Source organism: Pantoea sp. GCM10028869 (genome assembly GCF_042666835.1).
Taxonomy (GTDB): Bacteria; Pseudomonadota; Gammaproteobacteria; order Enterobacterales; family Enterobacteriaceae; genus Pantoea; species Pantoea leporis.
The window spans coordinates 273,534-293,013 of the sequence record NZ_JBHTGO010000004.1; the positions used below are offsets into that span (position 1 = coordinate 273,534).

21 protein-coding genes and 1 tRNA gene are annotated in these 19,480 nt (G+C 54.9%); 17 read left to right on the forward strand and 5 right to left on the reverse strand.

The annotated features are described in order from the left end of the window. Positions 1 to 372: 372 nt before the first annotated feature. Positions 373 to 1,590, reverse strand: a complete 1,218-nt coding sequence (locus ACFQW4_RS12630) for an MFS transporter (protein ID WP_217548908.1) — start codon at positions 1,588 to 1,590, stop codon at positions 373 to 375. Between the two features lie 269 nt (positions 1,591 to 1,859). Here ACFQW4_RS12630 and ACFQW4_RS12635 point away from each other — a divergent pair, with 269 nt between their 5' ends. Further along, a complete protein-coding gene (locus ACFQW4_RS12635) occupies positions 1,860 to 2,099 on the forward strand; it encodes a hypothetical protein (protein WP_008101313.1) in 240 nt (79 codons plus the stop codon). A gap of 38 nt (positions 2,100 to 2,137) precedes the next feature. Here the strand turns inward: ACFQW4_RS12635 and ACFQW4_RS12640 are convergent, their stop codons facing one another. Further along, positions 2,138 to 3,037: a DMT family transporter gene (locus tag ACFQW4_RS12640; protein WP_377725623.1), complete on the reverse strand. Its 900-nt coding sequence runs from the start codon at positions 3,035 to 3,037 to the stop codon at positions 2,138 to 2,140. A 180-nt stretch (positions 3,038 to 3,217) separates the two neighbouring features. Here ACFQW4_RS12640 and ACFQW4_RS12645 point away from each other — a divergent pair, with 180 nt between their 5' ends. The 3 genes from ACFQW4_RS12645 to ACFQW4_RS12655 all read left to right on the forward strand — a co-directional run bounded on the left by ACFQW4_RS12645 (position 3,218) and on the right by ACFQW4_RS12655 (position 4,761). Further along, the gene (locus tag ACFQW4_RS12645; protein ID WP_377725625.1) at positions 3,218 to 4,087 is read left to right on the forward strand and encodes a helix-turn-helix transcriptional regulator; all 870 of its coding nucleotides are present in this window, start codon (positions 3,218 to 3,220) and stop codon (positions 4,085 to 4,087) included. A gap of 184 nt (positions 4,088 to 4,271) precedes the next feature. Further along, positions 4,272 to 4,526 (forward strand): hypothetical protein, encoded by a 255-nt coding sequence (locus ACFQW4_RS12650; protein WP_377725626.1) that lies wholly within the window; start codon positions 4,272 to 4,274, stop codon positions 4,524 to 4,526. A 25-nt stretch (positions 4,527 to 4,551) separates the two neighbouring features. Next, entirely contained in the window at positions 4,552 to 4,761 is a 210-nt protein-coding gene (locus ACFQW4_RS12655) for a hypothetical protein (protein ID WP_101763607.1), read from the forward strand. Between the two features lie 20 nt (positions 4,762 to 4,781). Here the strand turns inward: ACFQW4_RS12655 and ACFQW4_RS12660 are convergent. Together ACFQW4_RS12660 and ACFQW4_RS12665 are read right to left on the reverse strand one after the other, a co-directional pair. Then, positions 4,782 to 4,856 (reverse strand) — tRNA-Arg (locus ACFQW4_RS12660). 87 nt (positions 4,857 to 4,943) lie between these two features. After that, entirely contained in the window at positions 4,944 to 5,858 is a 915-nt protein-coding gene (locus ACFQW4_RS12665; RefSeq protein WP_101763608.1) for a formate/nitrite transporter family protein, read from the reverse strand. A 243-nt stretch (positions 5,859 to 6,101) separates the two neighbouring features. Between ACFQW4_RS12665 and ccmA the strand changes: the two genes are divergently transcribed. The 10 genes from ccmA to mlaA are packed head-to-tail and all read left to right on the forward strand — an operon-like array spanning position 6,102 to position 13,860. Then, the gene (gene ccmA / locus ACFQW4_RS12670; protein ID WP_377725629.1) at positions 6,102 to 6,716 is read left to right on the forward strand and encodes a cytochrome c biogenesis heme-transporting ATPase CcmA; all 615 of its coding nucleotides are present in this window, start codon (positions 6,102 to 6,104) and stop codon (positions 6,714 to 6,716) included. After that, positions 6,716 to 7,375 (forward strand): heme exporter protein CcmB, encoded by a 660-nt coding sequence (gene ccmB, locus ACFQW4_RS12675; RefSeq protein ID WP_192411449.1) that lies wholly within the window; start codon positions 6,716 to 6,718, stop codon positions 7,373 to 7,375. The genes ccmA and ccmB overlap by 1 nt, the downstream gene beginning before the upstream one ends. Positions 7,376 to 7,432: 57 nt before the next feature. After that, the gene (locus ACFQW4_RS12680; protein ID WP_101763611.1) at positions 7,433 to 8,173 is read left to right on the forward strand and encodes a heme ABC transporter permease; all 741 of its coding nucleotides are present in this window, start codon (positions 7,433 to 7,435) and stop codon (positions 8,171 to 8,173) included. Continuing rightward, entirely contained in the window at positions 8,170 to 8,403 is a 234-nt protein-coding gene (gene ccmD, locus ACFQW4_RS12685; RefSeq protein WP_377725631.1) for a heme exporter protein CcmD, read from the forward strand. Before ACFQW4_RS12680 ends, ccmD begins: the two co-directional genes overlap by 4 nt. Continuing rightward, entirely contained in the window at positions 8,400 to 8,885 is a 486-nt protein-coding gene (gene ccmE / locus ACFQW4_RS12690) for a cytochrome c maturation protein CcmE (protein WP_008101293.1), read from the forward strand. The genes ccmD and ccmE overlap by 4 nt, the downstream gene beginning before the upstream one ends. Further along, positions 8,882 to 10,840, forward strand: coding sequence for a heme lyase CcmF/NrfE family subunit (locus ACFQW4_RS12695; protein WP_192233233.1), 1,959 nt, complete (start codon positions 8,882 to 8,884; stop codon positions 10,838 to 10,840). The genes ccmE and ACFQW4_RS12695 overlap by 4 nt, the downstream gene beginning before the upstream one ends. Then, positions 10,837 to 11,394 carry a DsbE family thiol:disulfide interchange protein gene (locus tag ACFQW4_RS12700; RefSeq protein ID WP_101763614.1) on the forward strand — a complete coding sequence of 186 codons (558 nt, stop codon included), beginning with the start codon at positions 10,837 to 10,839 and terminating at the stop codon, positions 11,392 to 11,394. Before ACFQW4_RS12695 ends, ACFQW4_RS12700 begins: the two co-directional genes overlap by 4 nt. Next, positions 11,391 to 11,846, forward strand: a complete 456-nt coding sequence (locus ACFQW4_RS12705) for a cytochrome c-type biogenesis protein (protein ID WP_101763615.1) — start codon at positions 11,391 to 11,393, stop codon at positions 11,844 to 11,846. Before ACFQW4_RS12700 ends, ACFQW4_RS12705 begins: the two co-directional genes overlap by 4 nt. Continuing rightward, positions 11,846 to 13,057, forward strand: a complete 1,212-nt coding sequence (gene ccmI, locus ACFQW4_RS12710) for a c-type cytochrome biogenesis protein CcmI (protein WP_377725635.1) — start codon at positions 11,846 to 11,848, stop codon at positions 13,055 to 13,057. The genes ACFQW4_RS12705 and ccmI overlap by 1 nt, the downstream gene beginning before the upstream one ends. 35 nt (positions 13,058 to 13,092) lie before the next feature. Beyond that, the gene (gene mlaA / locus ACFQW4_RS12715) at positions 13,093 to 13,860 is read left to right on the forward strand and encodes a phospholipid-binding lipoprotein MlaA (RefSeq protein WP_350260948.1); all 768 of its coding nucleotides are present in this window, start codon (positions 13,093 to 13,095) and stop codon (positions 13,858 to 13,860) included. Between the two features lie 46 nt (positions 13,861 to 13,906). Here the strand turns inward: mlaA and fadL are convergent, their stop codons facing one another. Next, positions 13,907 to 15,190: a long-chain fatty acid transporter FadL gene (fadL, locus tag ACFQW4_RS12720; protein WP_377725637.1), complete on the reverse strand. Its 1,284-nt coding sequence runs from the start codon at positions 15,188 to 15,190 to the stop codon at positions 13,907 to 13,909. A 359-nt stretch (positions 15,191 to 15,549) separates the two neighbouring features. Here fadL and ACFQW4_RS12725 point away from each other — a divergent pair, with 359 nt between their 5' ends. The 3 genes from ACFQW4_RS12725 to fadJ all read left to right on the forward strand — a co-directional run bounded on the left by ACFQW4_RS12725 (position 15,550) and on the right by fadJ (position 19,452). Then, the gene (locus tag ACFQW4_RS12725) at positions 15,550 to 15,846 is read left to right on the forward strand and encodes a YfcZ/YiiS family protein (RefSeq protein WP_101763619.1); all 297 of its coding nucleotides are present in this window, start codon (positions 15,550 to 15,552) and stop codon (positions 15,844 to 15,846) included. A 166-nt stretch (positions 15,847 to 16,012) separates the two neighbouring features. Continuing rightward, entirely contained in the window at positions 16,013 to 17,323 is a 1,311-nt protein-coding gene (fadI, locus tag ACFQW4_RS12730) for an acetyl-CoA C-acyltransferase FadI (protein WP_377725640.1), read from the forward strand. Beyond that, complete coding sequence (gene fadJ / locus ACFQW4_RS12735) at positions 17,323 to 19,452, forward strand: fatty acid oxidation complex subunit alpha FadJ (protein ID WP_377725643.1); 2,130 nt, start codon at positions 17,323 to 17,325, stop codon at positions 19,450 to 19,452. The genes fadI and fadJ overlap by 1 nt, the downstream gene beginning before the upstream one ends. Positions 19,453 to 19,480: the final 28 nt, after the last annotated feature.

Here is a 19,480-nt window from a genome sequence, read left to right on the forward strand (position 1 = left end):
GCCGCCTCCACGATGATGATCGATAATACAGCCACTCAACATCGTCATAATGGCTACAACCGATGCAAGCTTAATCACTTTCTTCATGGAGAGTCCTCCTCTGTTCCAATGACGCCAGATTACAGGGGAATAGTGGAGTGAAGATGCAGGAAATGTAGAGTTATTACGGAATGTATTACGGAGTGTGTCAATTAAATGCTAAAAAAGTCGCGGGGTAAAATAAACCAATCGGAATAAGCTGAATGCCTGATAATAATAACGAGATTACTCCGAAAGGCAAGGCTTAATAATAGTGGTTCTCAATTAACGTTTTATTGTGGAATAATTGTGGAGAAATGGGATGCCGCGTATTAATGCGGCATCCCAGCGAACTTAATTATGCAGTAAAGGTTCTGCCACGTTTTGGCGATTTGGCAGACGGATGCTCAGCGACAACACCAGCGAAATCACCAGCAAGGTCATAATCAGGCTGAAGGTGACGGTGAAGCCGCCAAAGGCGGAAGCAACCAGCGAACCCAGCACGCTGCCGATACCGAAGCCCAGGTAAATCAGACCATAGTTTTTGGTCAGGTTGTTCAGGCCAAAGAAATCGCTGACCAGCGATGGGAACACGGTAATGGTGCCGCCGAAGCTGAAGGCCACGCAAGCTAAGGAGAGGAAGAAGGTCGATTCACTCATATGGGTGAATAGCAAAATGCTCATGCCCACCAGCGAGACGATTTGCGCCAGCGTAATCACGCGGATGCGCGCCATTTTATCCGAGAGCACGCCAAGAATCAGACGGCCGCTGAGGTTGGCAATCGCAATCACCGTGACCGCATTGGCGGCGGTTTGCGCGCTCAGATGCACCATGCCTTCACCGATATCTTTCGCCACGCCAATCACGTACAGGCCGCTCATGCAGGCAGTGAGGAACATCAGCGCCAACATCCAGTACTGCGGTAAACGCACCGATTGCGCCAGCGTGTAATCTTTGGCTTCCAGCTGCGTATTACCTCTGTTCTTCTGTATCGGTGCGTCACGCATCAGCAACGCGCCGACAATGATCATGCTCATCGCCAGCACGCCCCAGATCATGAAGGTATTCTCCAGACCTTGTGCGCTCAGCAGTGCGCCGCAGATGAATTTAAAGCCGAGGCTACCCAAACCGTACGCACCAATCGAGCAGGCGGAAATGAGCCCTTTGCGCTCCGGGAACCACTTCACGCAGTTAGAGAGCGTCATCAGATAACCGGCGCCATCGGCCAATCCCACCAGAATCCCCGCGCTGAGGTAGAGCATCATCAGATTATCGGCATGCGCGGTCAGCCAGAAACCTACCGCCATCAGCATGCCCGCACCGATGGTGACGTTGCGCACGCCAAAGCGCTCCTGCAATTTCCCGGCAAGCGATGACGCAATCGCCAGGCCAAGACTGAGTAAACCGAACGAGAAAGCCACTTCACTGATCGGCGCATTCAGCTTATTTGCCAGCGGGCCGTTAAACAGGCTCCAGGTATAAACCGAGCCCAAAGCGAACTGGGTGATAATAGTGCCGATAAGGGTGAGCATGCGGGTACGTTGGTCATTCGCGGGGGTTGCTGTTGTCATTTTTATCTCTCACTCGAGAAAGCGGAATCTGTGGAGATAATAAGTTGCTCTCGCGCGTGCGGGGGATACAGAGGCGTGAATGAACCGGATGGTGGAACGAAATGCAGTTAAGCGGGTATGAATGACATTGTGATGACAGTAAGTGATGTCATTTAAGCCGTAGCGGTTGCTACGGGTAACCATCTGTAAGTGTTTGTATCGATCACGCCATATCGCCTGCAAAGTTGTGGATGTTTGCCAGGCTTAAAGTTCATTCAAAAGGAGGAAATATGAAAGACCGAACATATGAATCCGCGTCAAATGAGGATGAGGTTTGCTGCATTATCGGTCAGGCGGTGATCGAGTTAAGCGATGAGCATCAACCAGTGAATAAATCCACGTTGTCGCTGAAATTACTGGCAATGGCCGACCGCGACAAAGATGATGAACGCGTCCTGCTTTACTGGATTGCCAGAAAAGCCATAACTAAACCTCACCAGCTCAATATCGGCGTTCAGGGCTGGCGCTAGAGGAACAAAAGAGCGGGCGCAATGCCCGCTCTCGTTATTTATGCGGTCCGTAATCGCCCCATCGTCGGCCAGCGCACAAACATCACCATATTCCCCGCCAGAATCATCACCAACCCGACAATCGCATTACTCTGCCAGTGATAACCTTCGTAAAGCGTGGAGAGCGTTAGCGCCACCAGCGGGAACAGCAAAGTACTGTAAGCGGCCTGACTGGCACCAATACGGCCCACCAGCGTGAAATAGGCGCCAAATCCCACGACCGAACCAAATATCGCCAGGTAGCTCATCGCGCCTAACCACTGCATATTCAGCGCTGGCGCCAGCGAATCGCCGTTAATTAATGCCAGTGCGGCCATCACCAAAGCGCCATACAGCATCGCGTAGCTGTTGGTGGTCAGCACATCACGCTGACGGCGTTGATGGCGCAGCGAAATCATATTGCCGAAGGAGAAGCCCAGCGTGCCAAGCGCGCTGAGGCCCACGCCCCACAGCAACTGTGGAGCCGGATGCGCCGCCTGAATATCATTCCAGAACAGTGCGACAATACCGCCCAGGCCAAGCACCGCCGCTGGCACCAGGCGAAACGATGGGCGCTGACGGAAGAAGATCCAGCCGTTAAACGCGTTATACAGCACGGCCATCGAGAATATCACCGACTCGAGTCCGCTGCTGATCCACGCGGCAGCATGATAGAAGCAGACAAAGTTGAAGCCAAACACGCAGCAGCCCTGCAGCAGACAAAACAGATGATCGCGCTTATCCAGCGTTCGTAGCCGATGCAGCAGTTTGAGGATCACCAGCATCATCAGCGACGCCAGTAAGAAACGCCAAAATACCGCCACCAAAACGGGCGTATCGGCCGCTTCCTGCTGCAGGAAAATGGCAATCCAGGTGGTTCCCCAAATCATCACCACGGCAAGGTATAACATCACATTCATAACGCACTCTCCGACATAATCTGGCCCGCAGTGTGGCGTGAAAAGCAACCTGCGGCTTGCACGTTTTTGCGCGGCAATTGCAAAATCTTGCGCTTTTTACTTCTGTGTCCGGCTGTGACCTGTTTTCTGTCTGCGGAGATCCGTACACTGGGCGCTCATGAACTTCGAGTGATATGAACCATGGCCGATTACCAGACCTTCAACATACTGCAGCGCCACAAAGCGCAGCTGCGCGACAGTGTGCAGTTGTCGAGCGGCATTAAGCTGGCGGCCTGGTTTAACAGCGGCGATCGCGTCACCAATCTTAGCGATCATCATACGCTGAGCCTGTATACCGCAGACGGCTATGAAACCTGGCATAAAACCCAAAACGGCTGGCGCAACGGCGGCGGCCCGGATCGCTTTTGCCTGATGCCCAGCGGGGTAGAATCGGTGTGGGATATTCGCGCCGATTTGTCGTTTGTGCATCTCTATTGCACCGACGAACATCTGCGGCATTTGGGCGAGCAGATTTGGGATCGCAGTCCGTCGCAGCTCAATCTGCATGAAAAGATCTTCGCGGCGGACGATCGCATCACCCAACTTTATCGCCACTTCTTGCTGAGCACCGACTGGCAACAGCCGGCGAATCAATTGATGCTCAGCAGCGCATCAACGTTGCTGATGACGCATCTGCTGCAACGCTACAGCGATGTGCAATGGCAAGCGCCGCAGGTGCGTGGCGGACTGGCGCCCGCCGTGTTGCGGCGAGTCATGGCGTATATTGATGCGCAGCTCGATCAGCCATTAACGCTGGCGCAACTGGCAGCTGAAGCGGCGCTGAGCGAATACCATTTTGCCCGCATGTTCCGCAGCAGCGTTGGCGAGGCCCCGCATCAATATGTGATGCGTCGCCGTATGGATGCTGCGCTGCAGCTGCTGAAATTCAGCCGTTTAACGCTAACAGAAATCGCATTGCGCTGCGGTTTTCACTCCTCGAGTCACTTCAGTAACCGCTTCCGTCAGCTGCATGGCGTGACGCCATCGGCATGGCGCCAAGATCACGTCTGATTACGATCTCACTTTTAAAACGTTGTAATCGGCTGCAAGAACCCCTTTTTTTTTCTGAACACATCTCTCAATTAGGCATTCTCAAACTCAGTGAGGCATTTTTTCTATGGATTTTGGAGTAGGATGCTTTGCAGGAAATTTAATCTATCCCATTGATTAAAATAACAAGTTACGAGAAGCCATAATGATGGAAAAGCGCGTGTCAAAGCTGGAAGCGGATATTGACGATATCAAAACCGATATGGCAGTAATGAAAACGGATATCGCGGTGATCAAATCTAATTACGTCACCAAAAGCGATCTTTATCAGGAGATTGGAAAAGTGCATCAGGATATTGGGAGAATTCATCAGGAGTTAAGTAAGCAGACAAAATGGATAATCGCTGGGATGCTGAGTACTGCGGGCATGACGCTGGCACTGGCTCGCTGGTTGTTTTGAGTGAATTGATGATCAAGGAGTGAACATGGAAAAGCGCGTTTCAAAGCTTGAAGCGGATATCGACGAAATCAAAACCGATATGGCGCTGATGAAAACGGATATCGCGGTGATCAAATCGAACTACGCCACTAAAAGCGATCTTCATCAGGCGATAAATCAACAAACGAAATGGATTGTGGCGGGAATAATGAGCACCGCTGGACTGACACTTGCTCTGGCAAGATGGCTGTTTTAAGCGGGAGAACGATGAAAATCTGGTGTCCCCTGCAGGAATCGAACCTGCAACTAGCCCTTAGGAGGGGCTCGTTATATCCATTTAACTAAGGAGACGCCGGGCGCGCAGTATAGCGCACCGCGAACCTGATTTTAACTATGCAGCGGTTGTTTGCTCAATCTATCAGCAATTTAAGACCAGGCTTACACCTGTTTTTGCTTCTCTTTCCGCTTCTGTTCCGCACGCGCTTTGGCTTTCGCCGCTTCACTCATATCGTTACGAATCTGCGCATGGCTGATCAACGCAAATATCAGCGTACCGCCCGTGATATTGCCAAGCAGCGTAGGCAAGGCAAATGGCCAGAAGAATTCGTACCACGGCAGCGTGCCCGCAAACACCAGATACAGCACCTCGACTGAACCGACCACGATATGCGCTAAATCGCCTAACGCCACCAGCCAGGTCATCATCACAATCACTACAATCTTTGCGCCACCCGCATACGGGAACATCCATACCATGGTGGCGATAATCCAGCCTGATATCACCGCATTAGCGAACATTTCGCTTGGTGAGTTCACCATCACTTTTTCACTGATGGCGGTAAAGGCCTGACGCGTCGCATCGTCGAATATTGGCATATGATTAAAGGCCAGCGCCCCCAATGCGGTGCCAATCAGATTGCCGAGCAGCACCACGCACCAGAGCCGTAACAGCAGCGCAAAGTTGCTGCCGGTCGGTTTGTGCATCACCGGCAAAACGGCGGTAACGGTATTCTCGGTAAACAGTTGCTGGCGCGCCATAATCACGATGACAAAGCCAAAGGTATAACCCAAATTTTCCAGTAAAAATGCGCCCGGCACGCCTTTAAGATGGACCTGAAAAATGCCTTTCGCCATCAGCGAAGCGCTCATTGACAGTCCCGCCGCAACCGCGGACCAGAGCAGCGCCATGCCGTCACGCTCGAGCTCTTTTTCCCCATCCTGGCGTATCTCTTCATGAATCGCCGCAGCCTGCGAGGGCAGGGCATCTTCATCGACTTCTATCTCCTTACCTTGCTCCTTCTCATCACTCTCTACATCGTTGTCACTGTTTGAAATCGATGGTGATTGTTTCATGTTTTCCTCAGGTGATAATGCCATTGCGTCATAAGCGTAGCTGGTTTTTGCAAGGTCGATTTGTTACGAAGATTCAAATTAAGAGTAACGAAATTTTAACTGAGTTGGATTTTTGAGCAATTTGTTGATCTGGGGCGCACGAATACCCCATTTGGGGTAAGTGGGAGCCAGCTCACAGACTTCGGCCCACAGATTCAATGTGGTATTATCCCCGCCTCATTCATTGCCGCGATTCTCCCTTCTATGCTCGAAGTCATTAATCTCTCATGCGTTCGTGATGAGCGAACCTTGTTTCATGGGTTGAGCTTCCGCGTGCAACCGGGTGACATTGTGCAAATTGAAGGGCCAAACGGAGCCGGGAAAACTTCGCTGTTGCGCCTGCTGGCCGGATTAAGCCGGGCGGAAGAGGGCGACGTAACGTGGCAGTCACAGTCCCTTCGTCAACAGCGCGAAGTATGGCAACAAAATCTGCTCTATCTTGGCCATCATCCCGGCGTGAAATCGGTACTCTCACCGCTAGAGAACCTGCATTTCTGGCACGGTAGCAGCAAAGAAGACGCGATTTTTGCCGCGCTTGAGCAGGTCGATCTGCTGGGCTTTGAAGAGGTGCCGGTGGCACAACTCTCCGCCGGACAGCAGCGGCGCGTGGCATTAGCACGCTTATGGCTCAGTCCGGCGTCGGTGTGGATCCTCGATGAACCCTTAACCGCCATCGATAAAGGCGGTGTGGAAAAATTAATGGCGCGATTCGTCAGCCATGCCGATCACGGCGGAGCGGTGATTCTGACCACGCATCAGGATCTGCCCGGTCACAGCGCGCGCGTGCGTAAAATTCGTCTTACTTCGGAGTGGGCTTGATGTTAGGCCGGGTCATTCAGCGTGAATTAAAAATCGCTTTTCGTAGCGGCGGGGAAGTGATCAATCCGCTGTGGTTTTTCCTGATTGTTATCACGCTGTTTCCGTTAGGTATCGGACCGGAGCCACAGCAGCTGGCGCGCATTGCGCCGGGCGTGGCGTGGGTTGCCGCGTTACTCGCCTCATTGCTGGCGCTGGAACGGCTGTTTCGTGACGATTTTCTTGATGGTTCGCTTGAGCAACTACTTCTGTTGCCGACGCCGCTGCCGATCACGGTGCTGGGCAAAGTGATTGCGCACTGGCTGATTACCGGGCTACCGCTGATTTTATTGTCGCCGCTGGCGGCATTGTTGCTGTCGCTGGATTTTGCCGGCTGGCGCGCGATGGCATTGACGTTATTACTTGGCACGCCAACGCTGAGTTTTCTCGGCGCGATTGGTACCGGATTAACCGTTGGGTTGCGGCGCGGCGGCGTATTACTGAGTTTGCTGGTATTGCCGTTGTCGATACCGGTTTTGATATTTGCCAGCGCGGCGATTGATGCCGCCGCAATGGGATTGCCGATCGGGGGTTATCTGGCGATTCTTGGCGCGATGCTGGCGGTAAGCGCAACGCTGTCTCCGTTCGCGACGGCAGCGGCCTTGCGTATCAGTCTGCATTAATTCGTGCCGCCCCAGAGCGGTCGAAACCTGAATTCTCTTTATTGTGAGCTATGCAAAATGTGGAAATGGTTACACCAGTGGGCAAAGCCTGAGCGGCTTTACCAGCTATGCGGTCGCTTGATTCCGTGGTTCGCGGTGCTGGGTGTTGGCACGCTGTTACTCGGTTGGGTCTGGGGATTCGGCTTTGCACCGGCGGATTATCAGCAGGGCAACAGCTTCCGGATTATGTACATTCACGTGCCTGCAGCGATGTGGTCGATGGGCGTGTATGCATCAATGGCTATTGCGGCATTTATCGGCCTGGTGTGGCAGATGAAGATGGCCGATCTGGTCTCAGCGGCGATGGCGCCGATTGGCGCGGTGTTCACCTTTATCGCGCTGATTACCGGCTCCGCCTGGGGTAAACCGATGTGGGGAACCTGGTGGATCTGGGATGCACGCCTGACATCTGAGCTGGTGCTGCTGTTCCTCTATATGGGCGTTATCGCGCTGTATCACTCCTTTGAAGACCGCCGCACCGCCGGGCGCGCCGCCGGCATTTTGATTCTGGTTGGCGTGGTTAATCTGCCGATCATTCACTTCTCGGTGCAATGGTGGAACACGCTGCATCAGGGCTCATCAGGCATTCTGCAGCAGGCTATCGATCCAAGCATGCGCACACCGCTGCGCTGGTCCATTCTCGGTTACCTGCTGGTGTTTGGTGCGCTGACCTTAATGCGCCTGCGCAATTTGATTCTATTCACCGAGCGTCATCGTCCGTGGGCGATTGATGTGGCGCAGGGAGGAAGCAAATTATGACGCCAGCCTTTGCATCGTGGAGCGATTTCTTCGCCATGGGCGGCTATGCCTTTTACGTCTGGCTCGCCGTTATCCTCACGTTGATCCCGTTATTCGGTCTGGTGCTGCACACCGTGCTGTTCCGCCGCCGTTTGCTGGCGGAAATTCGCCAGCATCAGTCCAGGGAGCGGCGCATTCGCGCGGCTAAATCGAAAAAAGCTGCCAGTGGAGCAGCGGGAGAATCCGTGTGAATATCCGTCGTCGTAATCGCCTCTATGTGGCGATCGCGGTGTTGATCGGGCTTGGCCTGGCGACCGCGCTGGTGATGTACGCGCTGCGTTCCAACATCGACCTTTTTTATACCCCGAGTGAAATTATCAACGGCAAAGGTGAAGATCATCAGAAGCCTGAGCCGGGCCAGCGCTTGCGCATTGGCGGCATGGTGATGCCGGGCAGCGTAAAGCGCGATCCGAAAACGCTCGCCGTCTCTTTCAAACTGTATGACGCCAACGGCGTGGTCAGTGTGACCTATGAAGGCATTCTGCCGGACCTGTTCCGTGAAGGGCAGGGCGTGGTAGCGCAAGGCGTGCTGGAAGAGGGCAATCTGGTGAACGCCAAAGAAGTGCTGGCGAAACACGATGAAAAATATACGCCTCCCGAAATTGAAGATGCCATGAAGAAGAATCACACAGGACCTGCGGCAGCGTATCAGCAGTCGGGTGCGCAATCATGATGCCGGAAATTGGTAGCTTTCTGCTGTGTCTGGCGCTGGCTTTAGCGCTTCTGTTGAGCGTCTATCCGTTGTGGGGCGCTGCGCGGCAGGATGCGCGTTTGATGGCCATGGCGCGCCCGTTGACCTGGGGCATGTTTATCTGTGTCGCCGCCTCTTTTGTGGTGTTGGTGCACGCCTTTGTGGTGAATGACTTTACCGTTGGCTATGTCGCCACCAACTCCAACACCTTGCTGCCGGTCTATTATCGCATCGCGGCAACCTGGGGTGCGCACGAAGGTTCACTGCTGTTGTGGGTGCTGCTGCTCAGCACCTGGACGCTGGCGGTGGCGATCTTCAGCCGTGGAATGCCGCAGGATGCGCTGGCGCGCGTGCTGGCGGTGATGGGCATGATCAATCTCGGCTTCCTGCTGTTTATCATTCTTACCTCGAATCCGTTTACCCGCACCTTACCAAACTTCCCGATTGACGGGCGCGATCTCAACCCAATGCTGCAGGATATCGGGCTGATCTTCCATCCGCCGCTGCTATACATGGGTTACGTCGGCTTCTCGGTGGCCTTTGCGTTTGCTATTGCCTCGCTGATGGCCGGACGTCTGGATACCGCATGGGCGCGCTGGTCACGTCCGTGGACTACCGCCGCGTGGGTCTTCCTGACAATCGGCATCGTGCTCGGTTCGGCGTGGGCTTATTACGAACTCGGCTGGGGCGGCTGGTGGTTCTGGGATCCGGTCGAAAACGCCTCCTTTATGCCGTGGCTGGCTGGTACCGCGCTGATGCACTCGCTGGCGGTGACGGAAAAGCGCGGCAGCTTCAAGTCGTGGACGGTGTTACTGGCGATCACCGCGTTCTCGCTAAGCCTGCTTGGCACTTTCCTCGTGCGCTCCGGCGTGCTGGTTTCCGTGCACTCGTTCGCCTCCGATCCGGCGCGCGGCATGTTTATTCTCGCCTTCCTGGTGATTGTGATTGGCAGCTCGCTGCTGCTGTACGCGCTGAAAGGTGGTCAGGTGCGCAGCCGCGTACAGAGCGAAGCCTGGTCACGCGAATCCTTCCTGCTGGGTAATAACGTGCTGCTGATCGCCGCGATGCTGGTGGTGTTACTCGGTACGCTGCTGCCGCTGGTGCATAAACAGCTCGGTCTCGGCAGCATCTCGGTGGGCGAACCGTTTTTCAACACCATGTTTACCTGGCTGATGGCACCGTTCGCGCTGATGCTCGGTATCGGTCCGCTGGTGCGCTGGCGTCGTGACCAACCACAGAAACTGTGGAAACGCCTTGGCGTGGGCCTGTTAGTGACGCTGATTCTGTCGATCGCCCTGCCGTGGCTGCTGCAGGATCGCATTGAGGCGATGACGGTTATCGGCCTGCTGATGTCGATCTGGGTGATTATGTTGACGTTGATGGAACTGCACGAGCGCGCCACCCATCGCCACTCTTTCTTCAAAGGTTTACGACATCTGTCGCGCAGCCATTGGGGCATGGTGCTGGGGCATTTAGGCGTGGCGGTGACCGTGGTTGGTATCGCCTTTAGCACCCAATACAGCGTTGAGCGTGATGTGCGCATGAAGGCGGGCGATACCGTTGATATCCACAATTATCACTTTACCTTCCACGGCGTGCGCAACCTGCAAGGGCCGAACTACAGCGGCGGCGTGGCGGTGATTGAAGTGACGCGCAACGGCAAGCTGGAGGCGGTGATGCAGGCGGAAAAACGCTTCTATGCAGCCGCGCGCACCATGATGACCGAAGCGGCGATCAGCGGCGGTTTCACCCGCGATCTGTATGCGGCGCTGGGCGAAGAGCTGGATGACGGTTCGTGGGCGGTGCGGATTTACTACAAACCGTTTGTGCGCTGGATCTGGTACGGCGGCGTGTTTATGGCGGTGGGCGGCTTGTTCTGCCTGTTCGATCCGCGCTATCGCTCACGCAAAAAAGAGCAGCGCGAGGAGCTGGCATGAACAAAAAAATCCTGTTTATCCCGTTAGTTCTGTTTTTGCTGCTGGCCGCGGCGCTGCTGTGGCAGCTGTCGCGCAACGCCAACGGCGATGATCCAACGCGTCTCGAATCAGCGTTGATCGGCAAACCGGTGCCAGTATTCAAACTGGAAGCGCTCGATCAACCCGGTAAAATCTACGATCAGCAGGTGCTGACCGACGGCAAACCGATTCTGCTCAACGTCTGGGCAACCTGGTGCCCAACCTGCCGCGCGGAGCATCAATACCTCAACACGCTGGCGGAAAAAGGCATTCGCGTGGTTGGCCTCAACTATAAAGACGATCGCACCAAAGCGGTGACCTGGCTGAACACGCTGGGTAATCCTTATGCGCTCAGCCTGTATGACGGCAACGGGATGCTTGGTCTCGATCTCGGCGTTTACGGCGCACCGGAAACCTTCCTGATCGACGGCAAAGGGATCATTCGTTATCGCCACGCAGGCGACATGAACGATCGCGTCTGGCTCGAAGAAGTGAAACCGCTGTGGGACAAATACAACAAGGAGGCGGGCGTATGAAACGGCTGCTTCTATTGTTAGCGGGCATTCTGCTCAGCACCAGCCTATGGGCGGCGATTGATACTTATCAGTTCGATTCGGTGCAGCAGGAAGAACAATACCGCGATCTCACCGCATCGCTGCGTTGCCCGAAATGCCAGAACAACAGCATTGCCGATTCCAATGCGATGATCGCGTCGGATATGCGTCTCAAAGTCTACGAGTTGATGAAGCAGGGCGAAAGCCGCCAGCAGATCATTGATTACATGGTGGCGCGTTACGGTAATTTCGTGACGTATGAGCCGCCGGTAACGCCTTCTACGCTGATTTTGTGGGTGGGGCCAGCGCTGTTTGTGGTGTTGGGCGCGCTGATCATTATTCTGCGTAATCGTCGTGGCAAAGCGCGTAGCGAACTCGACGACAGTGAACAACAGCGCCTTGCGGCGTTACTCAAGCGTGACGGGAAGCCGTAATGACTGGATTCTGGATTACCCTGATTATCTTACTGCTGGCGGCTATTGCGTTGTTTCTGCGTGCCGGCTGGCGCCAGCGCGAGGCCAGCAGTGGCGATCGCGACCGTCTCAACACCGATTTCTATCAGCAACGCCTGCGTGAGCTGGAGCGGGATGAAGAAGAGGGCGTGGTGGCTGAGCGCCCGGAAATGGTGCGCGAACTGCAACAAACGCTGTTAACCGATGTGCCGCAGCAGGATGCCGCGACCATTCATCGCAGCAGTCGCTGGGTGTTGCTGCCGGGCGTGATTGTGCTGCTGGTGGTGTCGGTTGGCATGTATCTGAAAACCGGCGGACTCACGCAGCAAACCGCGTTCGTCAGCGTACAGCAGGAGTTTCCTGCGTTACGTGCGCGCGTGATGGATCCTAAAGCTCAGCCGCTAACCATGGAAGAGTTGGCGCGTCTGCAGCTGGGTCTGCGCAGCTCGCTGCAGAACGACGCAACAAACCTTAACGATTGGGCGATGCTGGGCCGCTTAGGGATCGTGCTGAATAACGCCACCGATGCCAGCCAGGCATTTGAACATGCGCTACAGCTGGCGCCAGACAACATCGAACTGCAGCAGGATTATGCCGAAGTGCTGACGCGCTCCAGCGATCCGCAGGATAACCGTCAGGCCAACGTGTTGCTGAAAGCGCTGCTTAAACGCGATCACAGCGATGTGCGCACGCTGAGTCTGCTGGCGTTTAATGCCTTTGAGCAGCAGCAGTACAACGAGGCGATTGGTGCATGGCAGGTGATGTTGAAACTGTTACCGGCAGGCGATCGTCGCATCACCATGATCGAGCGCAGCATTGAACAAGCGAAAACTGACGCGGGACAGCAAAATAGCAGCCTGGCATTAACGGTGAGTTTGACGCCGCAGGCAGAAAAAATGTTACCGCAAGGCGGAGTGTTGTATATTTCTGTGTCTGACGGTGTTTCACCGGTGCCTGTGGCTGTAAAGCGTTTACCGCTGAGCCACTTCCCGTTATCGCTCACGCTCGATGACAGCAATGCCATGATGCCCGATCGCCTGCTTTCGGCACAGCATCAGGTGCAAGTCAGGGTGCGCATTTCGCGCGATGGCAGTGCCAATCCACAGTCTGGCGACTGGTTGGGTTTAAGCGCGGTCACACCCTGGGATGGTCATCAGCAACTGGCTGTGGAAATTAATCAACAGCAGCCCTGAAGCGATACCTTACTGATCCGCACAGGGAGAGAAGAATGAATAACCGCCTGACCGGTTTGGCGCTAGCCAGCTTACTGCTGGTGGGTTGTGCCAACTCAAAACCGGCTGAAAATACGGAACCTGCGCAGCGCAGCGATCCGCTGGAAGGCTTTAACCGCACGATGTTTAACTTCAACTACAACGTGCTGGATCCGTATGTTCTGCGTCCGGTGGCAGTCGCCTGGCGCGATTACGTGCCGGTGCCGGCACGTAGCGGCATCAGTAATGTGTTATCCAACGTTGAAGAGCCCGCCAGCATGGTCAACGCCATTCTGGTGGGTGAACCGCGCCAGGCAGGCATCCACTTCACCCGCTTCTTCCTGAACACCGTGTTAGGGCTGGGTGGCTTTATCGACGTGGCGGGCAAAGCCAATCCGGCGCTGGCGCGTGAAGTGCCGCATCGCTTTGGTAGCACGCTGGGACGTTATGGCGTCGGTTACGGCCCGTATGTTGAATTGCCGGCCTACGGTAGTTTCACCATCCGTGAAGATGGCGGTGACTTCGTTGATACGCTCTATCCGGTCTTAAGCTGGTTGAGCTGGCCGATCTCGGTAGGTAAATGGACGCTGGAAGGGATTGAAACCCGTGCGCAGTTGCTGGATTCGGACGCCATTTTGCGTCAGCAGCAAGATCCGTACGCCTTTATTCGTAATGCCTACTTCCAGCGACATGACTTTATTGCCAACGGCGGTAAGCTGAAGCCGGAAGATAATCCGAACGCCAGTGCGATTCAGGACGATCTGAAAGATATTGATTCTGAATAAAACAAAAAGGCGACTCAATGAGTCGCCTTTTTTATCAAGCTACGTATCAGAACTTGTAGTTAAAGTTCGCGCCGTACAGCCAGGCTTTACCTTCAGAGTTAAAGGTATACGGGCCTTCTTTCACGGTGACTTTCTGACCGTGCATGTAAGAAATACCCAGGTCGACAGAAGCATCTTCATTGAAGGCGTAAGACGCACCGGCACTCAGCCACAGACGATCCTGATCCGGAATAGAGATAGAACGCTTATCGGCCGGAACCGGGCTGTCATCAAAGGCGATACCGGTACGGAAGGTCCAGTTATCGTCGTAGAAGTAAGTGGTACCCAACGCGATACGGTAGGCATCGTGGAAACTTTCATCCTTATAGAACAGCGTCTGGCCATTGCTGCCAGTGGCTTTCAACTCCTGGAATTGACTCCAGCTGGTATAAGTCAGGCTATAGTGAACCGCCCATTGCGGTGCCACTTTATGCCAGCCTGAAACTTCCCACATCTCTGGCAGATTCAAAGTCAGAGAACCCGGAATTGTGGTGCCGCTGGCGCCGTAAGGCAGGCCTAAAGCCAGTGCCTGCGGTGTACCGTTAAAGGCGGTGGGGATGTTGCTCTTGTAGTCACCGTCAAAGTCGACTTTTACTTCTGAGCGGTAGGTAAAGCCAAAGCGGTTATTTTTATCCACTTCGTACAGGATGCCGGCGTTCCAGCCGTAGCCCCATTCATCACCTTTTAAATGCGCAATCTGGGTATCGGCTGGCAATCCTGCCACGGCACCTGCTTCACCGGCATAGCGCTCAATTTTCGCTTTTGCGTAGACCGCATCAAAGCCGATACCGAAGCTGAAATTCTCATTCAGTCGATAAGCGGTGCTGATATTAAAATTACCGGTCATCAGGTCGGTTTTGCCGCCATAACCACCTGCGGTATAGCCGTCATTAAATTCGGTTGCTAAACCATAGTTTGAGGTCGCAGATGCACCAATCCACCACTGATCGTTAATTGGGTGCACATAGTGAAGATTAGGGATCCACTGATTTGGAGCGATATTTTTGGCATCAAGGCTGCGACCTGTCGGGCTCTGACCGCTAATATCCACTTCGGGATCAATATAAACCGCGCCGATAGAGAAAGAAGGGCGATCCATTAATGCCATGGTTGCCGGGTTACGGCTGGCAGAGGCGGCGGTATCACCCATCGCACCTTCGCCGGAATATGCACGACCTAAACCAATTGCTGAGAATTCATTCAGTTGAAAGCCCGCGGCGTAAACATGAGAACAGACGAGCGTTACTGCAGCTGCCACAGCTGACTTTGCAAACAGGTTTTTATGGTTCATGACCACAACCTCATCCAGATTTATTATTTAACGTTGTTACGTCGCGTAACAAAGAGCGGCGAATTGTAGGGACTGATGGCAAAACCACATATCAGACCAGTGCGACGAGTATAGGTCCGACCTGTGTATTTGTTGCAATATTGTTTTTTAAATATTTCTGATTTGATCGATAAAATCAGATCTGCTTAACAAAATCTTAGCGGTTCGACTTAAACATAGCGTTCAATTTTGCTTTGGATCAATTTTTAGTGTGATATTCGTCACTTAGCGGCTTGATCGTGGATGTGAAAACGCAGCAGGCGTACACTTTGCGGCAGAAAATAATCCGATTATGTTGAAATTATCGTCAGGAGAGAATCATGACTGATGCCATTAAAAAGTGTAATGCCAACGAAACGGCGGCCTGCTGTTGTGTCGATGTAGGAACCGTGATGGATAACACCGATTGCACCGCAAGCTGGTCTGGCGTGTTTGCCGATCGTCATGCGGCGGAAGCGATGCTGGCGCATTTGACTGAGCGCGCGCGTCAGGTGGAATCCGATCCTTGCGATATTCGCGCGGATTTTGCCAATGAAGGCGACGCGGTGCGCCTGTCTATCGACTTCACCTTTGCCTGCCAGGCCGAAACCCTGATTTTCCAGCTCGGCCTACGCTAATCATGCCGCTGCCGAAACCCCTTCGGCAGCCTTAACTCATTTTCGTGTATTCCCTCGCACTTTTTTCCTCTGCTTATTGGCTACTTAGCAACACTTAGTTAACACTGATGATCAGGTCAGACCTGTTTGGCAATGATGCCCCGGTCGAAAAATACAGGTGATTGCAATGAGCAAAGCGCAGCCGCTGCTGACGCGTCAGGGCGAACGTATCGCCATAACCCACGGATTACGCACCCCTTTTGCCCGTCAGGCGACCGATTTCCACGGCATTCCCGCGCTGGAGCTGGGGCGCATGGTGATCAGCGAACTGATGGCGCGCAGCGAATTACCGGTCGAGTTTATCGATCAACTGGTGTTTGGCCAGGTGGTGCAGATGCCGGAAGCGCCCAACATTGCGCGTGAAATTGTTCTGAGCAGCGGATTAGGCGTGCATACCGATGCCTATAGCGTTAGCCGCGCCTGCGCCACCAGTTTTCAGGCGGTGGCAAACGTAGCGGAAAGTTTGATGGCGGGCACCATCGATGCCGGCATTGCCGGTGGCGCGGATTCATCCTCGGTGCTGCCGATTGGCGTCAGTAAAACTCTGGCGCGTGCGCTTGTGGATCTCAACAAAGCGCGCAGATTTAGTCAAAAACTCAGCATCCTGCGTCGTTTGCGCCCGCGCGATCTGTTGCCGGTGCCACCGGCGGTAGCGGAGTATTCTACCGGATTACGCATGGGCGATACCGCCGAGCAGATGGCGAAAAGTCACGGCATCACGCGTGAACAGCAGGACGCGTTAGCGCTGCGTTCGCACCAGCATGCGGCGCGCGCCTGGCAATCGGGCGTGTTAAGCCAGGAAGTGATGCCCGCATTTGTGCCGCCGTGGAAAGCGCCCATCGAGCAGGACAACAATATTCGCTTCAACGCCAGCGCCGCCGATTACGCCAAACTGCGCCCGGCGTTTGATCGTCGTCACGGTTCGGTGACCGCCGCCAACAGCACGCCGCTGACCGATGGCGCCGCAGCGGTGATCCTGATGCGTGAAGGGCGCGCGCGCGAACTCGGCATTCAGCCGCTCGGCTATCTGCGCAGCTATGCTTTTACGGCGATTGATGTCTGGCACGATATGCTGCTTGGACCGGCCTACGCCTCGCCGCTGGCGCTGGAGCGCGCCGGCATCACGCTCAACGATCTGACGCTGATTGATATGCACGAAGCCTTTGCCGCACAAACCTTAGCCAACCTGAAAATGTTCCGTGACGAACGCTTTGCGCGCGAGGTGCTGAATCGTCCGCATGCGTTAGGTGAAGTCAATGAAGAACGCTTTAACGTGCTTGGCGGATCGATAGCTTATGGTCATCCGTTTGCCGCCACTGGCGCACGCATGATCACGCAAACGCTGCAGGAACTGCGGCGGCGCGGTGGCGGATTGGGATTGGTCACCGCCTGCGCGGCAGGCGGCCTGGGCACGGCAATGGTTTTGGAGGCCGAATAATGAGCGAATCCGCCTTTCATTTACACATGCGCCTCGACCACGTCGGTGTGATCACCATCGATGTGCCGGGCGAGAAGATGAACACGCTGAAGGCCGAGTTTGTGCCGCAGATCAAAGCGGTGCTGGACGAAGCGCGCAGCCATCAGCAGTTGGCTGGATTAGTGTTGATCTCCGGCAAGCCAGACAACTTTGTTGCTGGTGCGGATATCAGCATGATCGCCAACTGCAAAACGGCGCAGGAAGCTGAGGCGCTGGCAAAGCAGGGACAAGATGTGATGGCGATGATTGCCGCGCTGCCGTTTCCAGTGGTGGCGGCGATTCACGGTGCCTGCCTCGGCGGCGGTCTGGAACTGGCGCTGGCCTGCGATGCGCGCATCTGTTCGCTGGATGACAAAACGCGCCTCGGTTTGCCGGAAGTACAGCTCGGTCTGCTGCCGGGTTCTGGCGGTACGCAACGTTTGCCGCGCCTGATTGGCGTACAGCAGGCGCTGCCGCTGATCCTTACCGGCAAACAGCTGCGCGCTAAACAGGCGCTCAAGCTGGGGATTGTCGATGACGCGGTGCCGCAATCAATTCTGCTGGAAACGGCGCTTGCGCGCGTACATAAAGGAAAAGGCGCGCGCCGGGAGCTTTCGCGCCGCGATCGTTTGCTGCAGGGACCGATCGCGCGTCAGGTGCTGTTCTCGCTGGCGCAGCGGCAGACTCACAGCAAAACCCAGGGCAACTATCCTGCGGCTGACCGTATTCTCGAAGTGGTGCGCATCGGTCTGGAGCAGGGCAGCAGCGCCGGGCATGAAGCGGAAGCGCGCGCCTTTGGCCAATTGGCGATGACGCCAGAATCGGCCGCGCTGCGCAGTTTGTTCTTCGCCTCAACGGCCTTAAAGAAAGAGTCGATGGCCAGTGTCGAGCCGCAAGTGCTGAAGCAGATTGGCGTGCTCGGCGGCGGTTTGATGGGCGGCGGCATCGCCAGCGTTACGGCGCTGAAAGCCGGTTTGCCGGTGCGCATTAAAGACATCAATCTGGTCGGCGTGAATCATGCGCTGCAATACAGCTGGGATCTGCTGAGCAACAAGGTGAAGCGGCGTCAGCTAAAAGCCGCCGAACGCCAGCAGCAGATGGCGCGCATCAGCGGTGGCACCGATTACCAGGGATTTAGCCAGCGCGATCTGGTGATTGAAGCAGTATTTGAGGATCTGGCGCTCAAGCAGCAGATGGTCAGCGAAATCGAAAGCCATTGCCAGCCGCACACTATTTTTGCCTCCAATACTTCGTCGCTGCCAATTGCTGATATCGCAGCCAAAGCCCAGCGGCCTGAAAACGTAATCGGTCTGCATTTCTTCAGTCCTGTGGACAAAATGCCGCTGGTGGAGGTGATTCCTCACGCCAATACCTCGGCGCAAACGCTGGCAAATACGGTGCAGCTGGCGCGTCAGCAGGGCAAAACGGCGGTGGTGGTGGCGGATCGTCCCGGCTTTTACGTTAACCGCATTCTCGCGCCCTATATAAATGAAGCGATGCACTGCTTGCAGGAAGGTGAGCCGATTGAGCATATCGATCGCGCTCTGGTGAAGTTTGGTTTCCCGGTTGGGCCGCTGCAGCTGCTGGATGAAGTGGGCATTGATGTCGGCAGCAAAATCAGCCCGATTCTTGAGCAGGCTTACGGTTTGCGTTTCAGTGCCCCCAACGCCGCGAACGCCATTCTGGCCGACGGCAGAAAAGGGCGCAAAAATCACAAAGGGTTTTACCTCTATCAACGTTCGCGCTGGCCGGGAAAACGCAAAGTCGATGCTTCCCTTTATTCACTGCTGAATATCAAACCGCAGGCAAGGCAGAGCGAAGCGCAGATCGCTGAGCGCTGCGTCTTGATGATGCTGAACGAAGCGGCACGCTGTCTGGATGAAGCGGTGATCCGCAACGCGCGTGATGGCGATATTGCGGCGGTATTTGGCATCGGTTTTCCGCCGTTCCTTGGCGGTCCGTTCCGCTATATGGATCAGCGCGGCATTGGCGATATCGTCAAAGCATTAAGGTCATTAATGCAGCAGCACGGCGAGCGTTTTACGCCGAGTGAGGCGCTGCTCGCAATGTCAGAACAGCAAACGAATTTTTACACTTCTGCACAATCGTGAATAGGCACAGAGATTCAGCGGGTTAGTC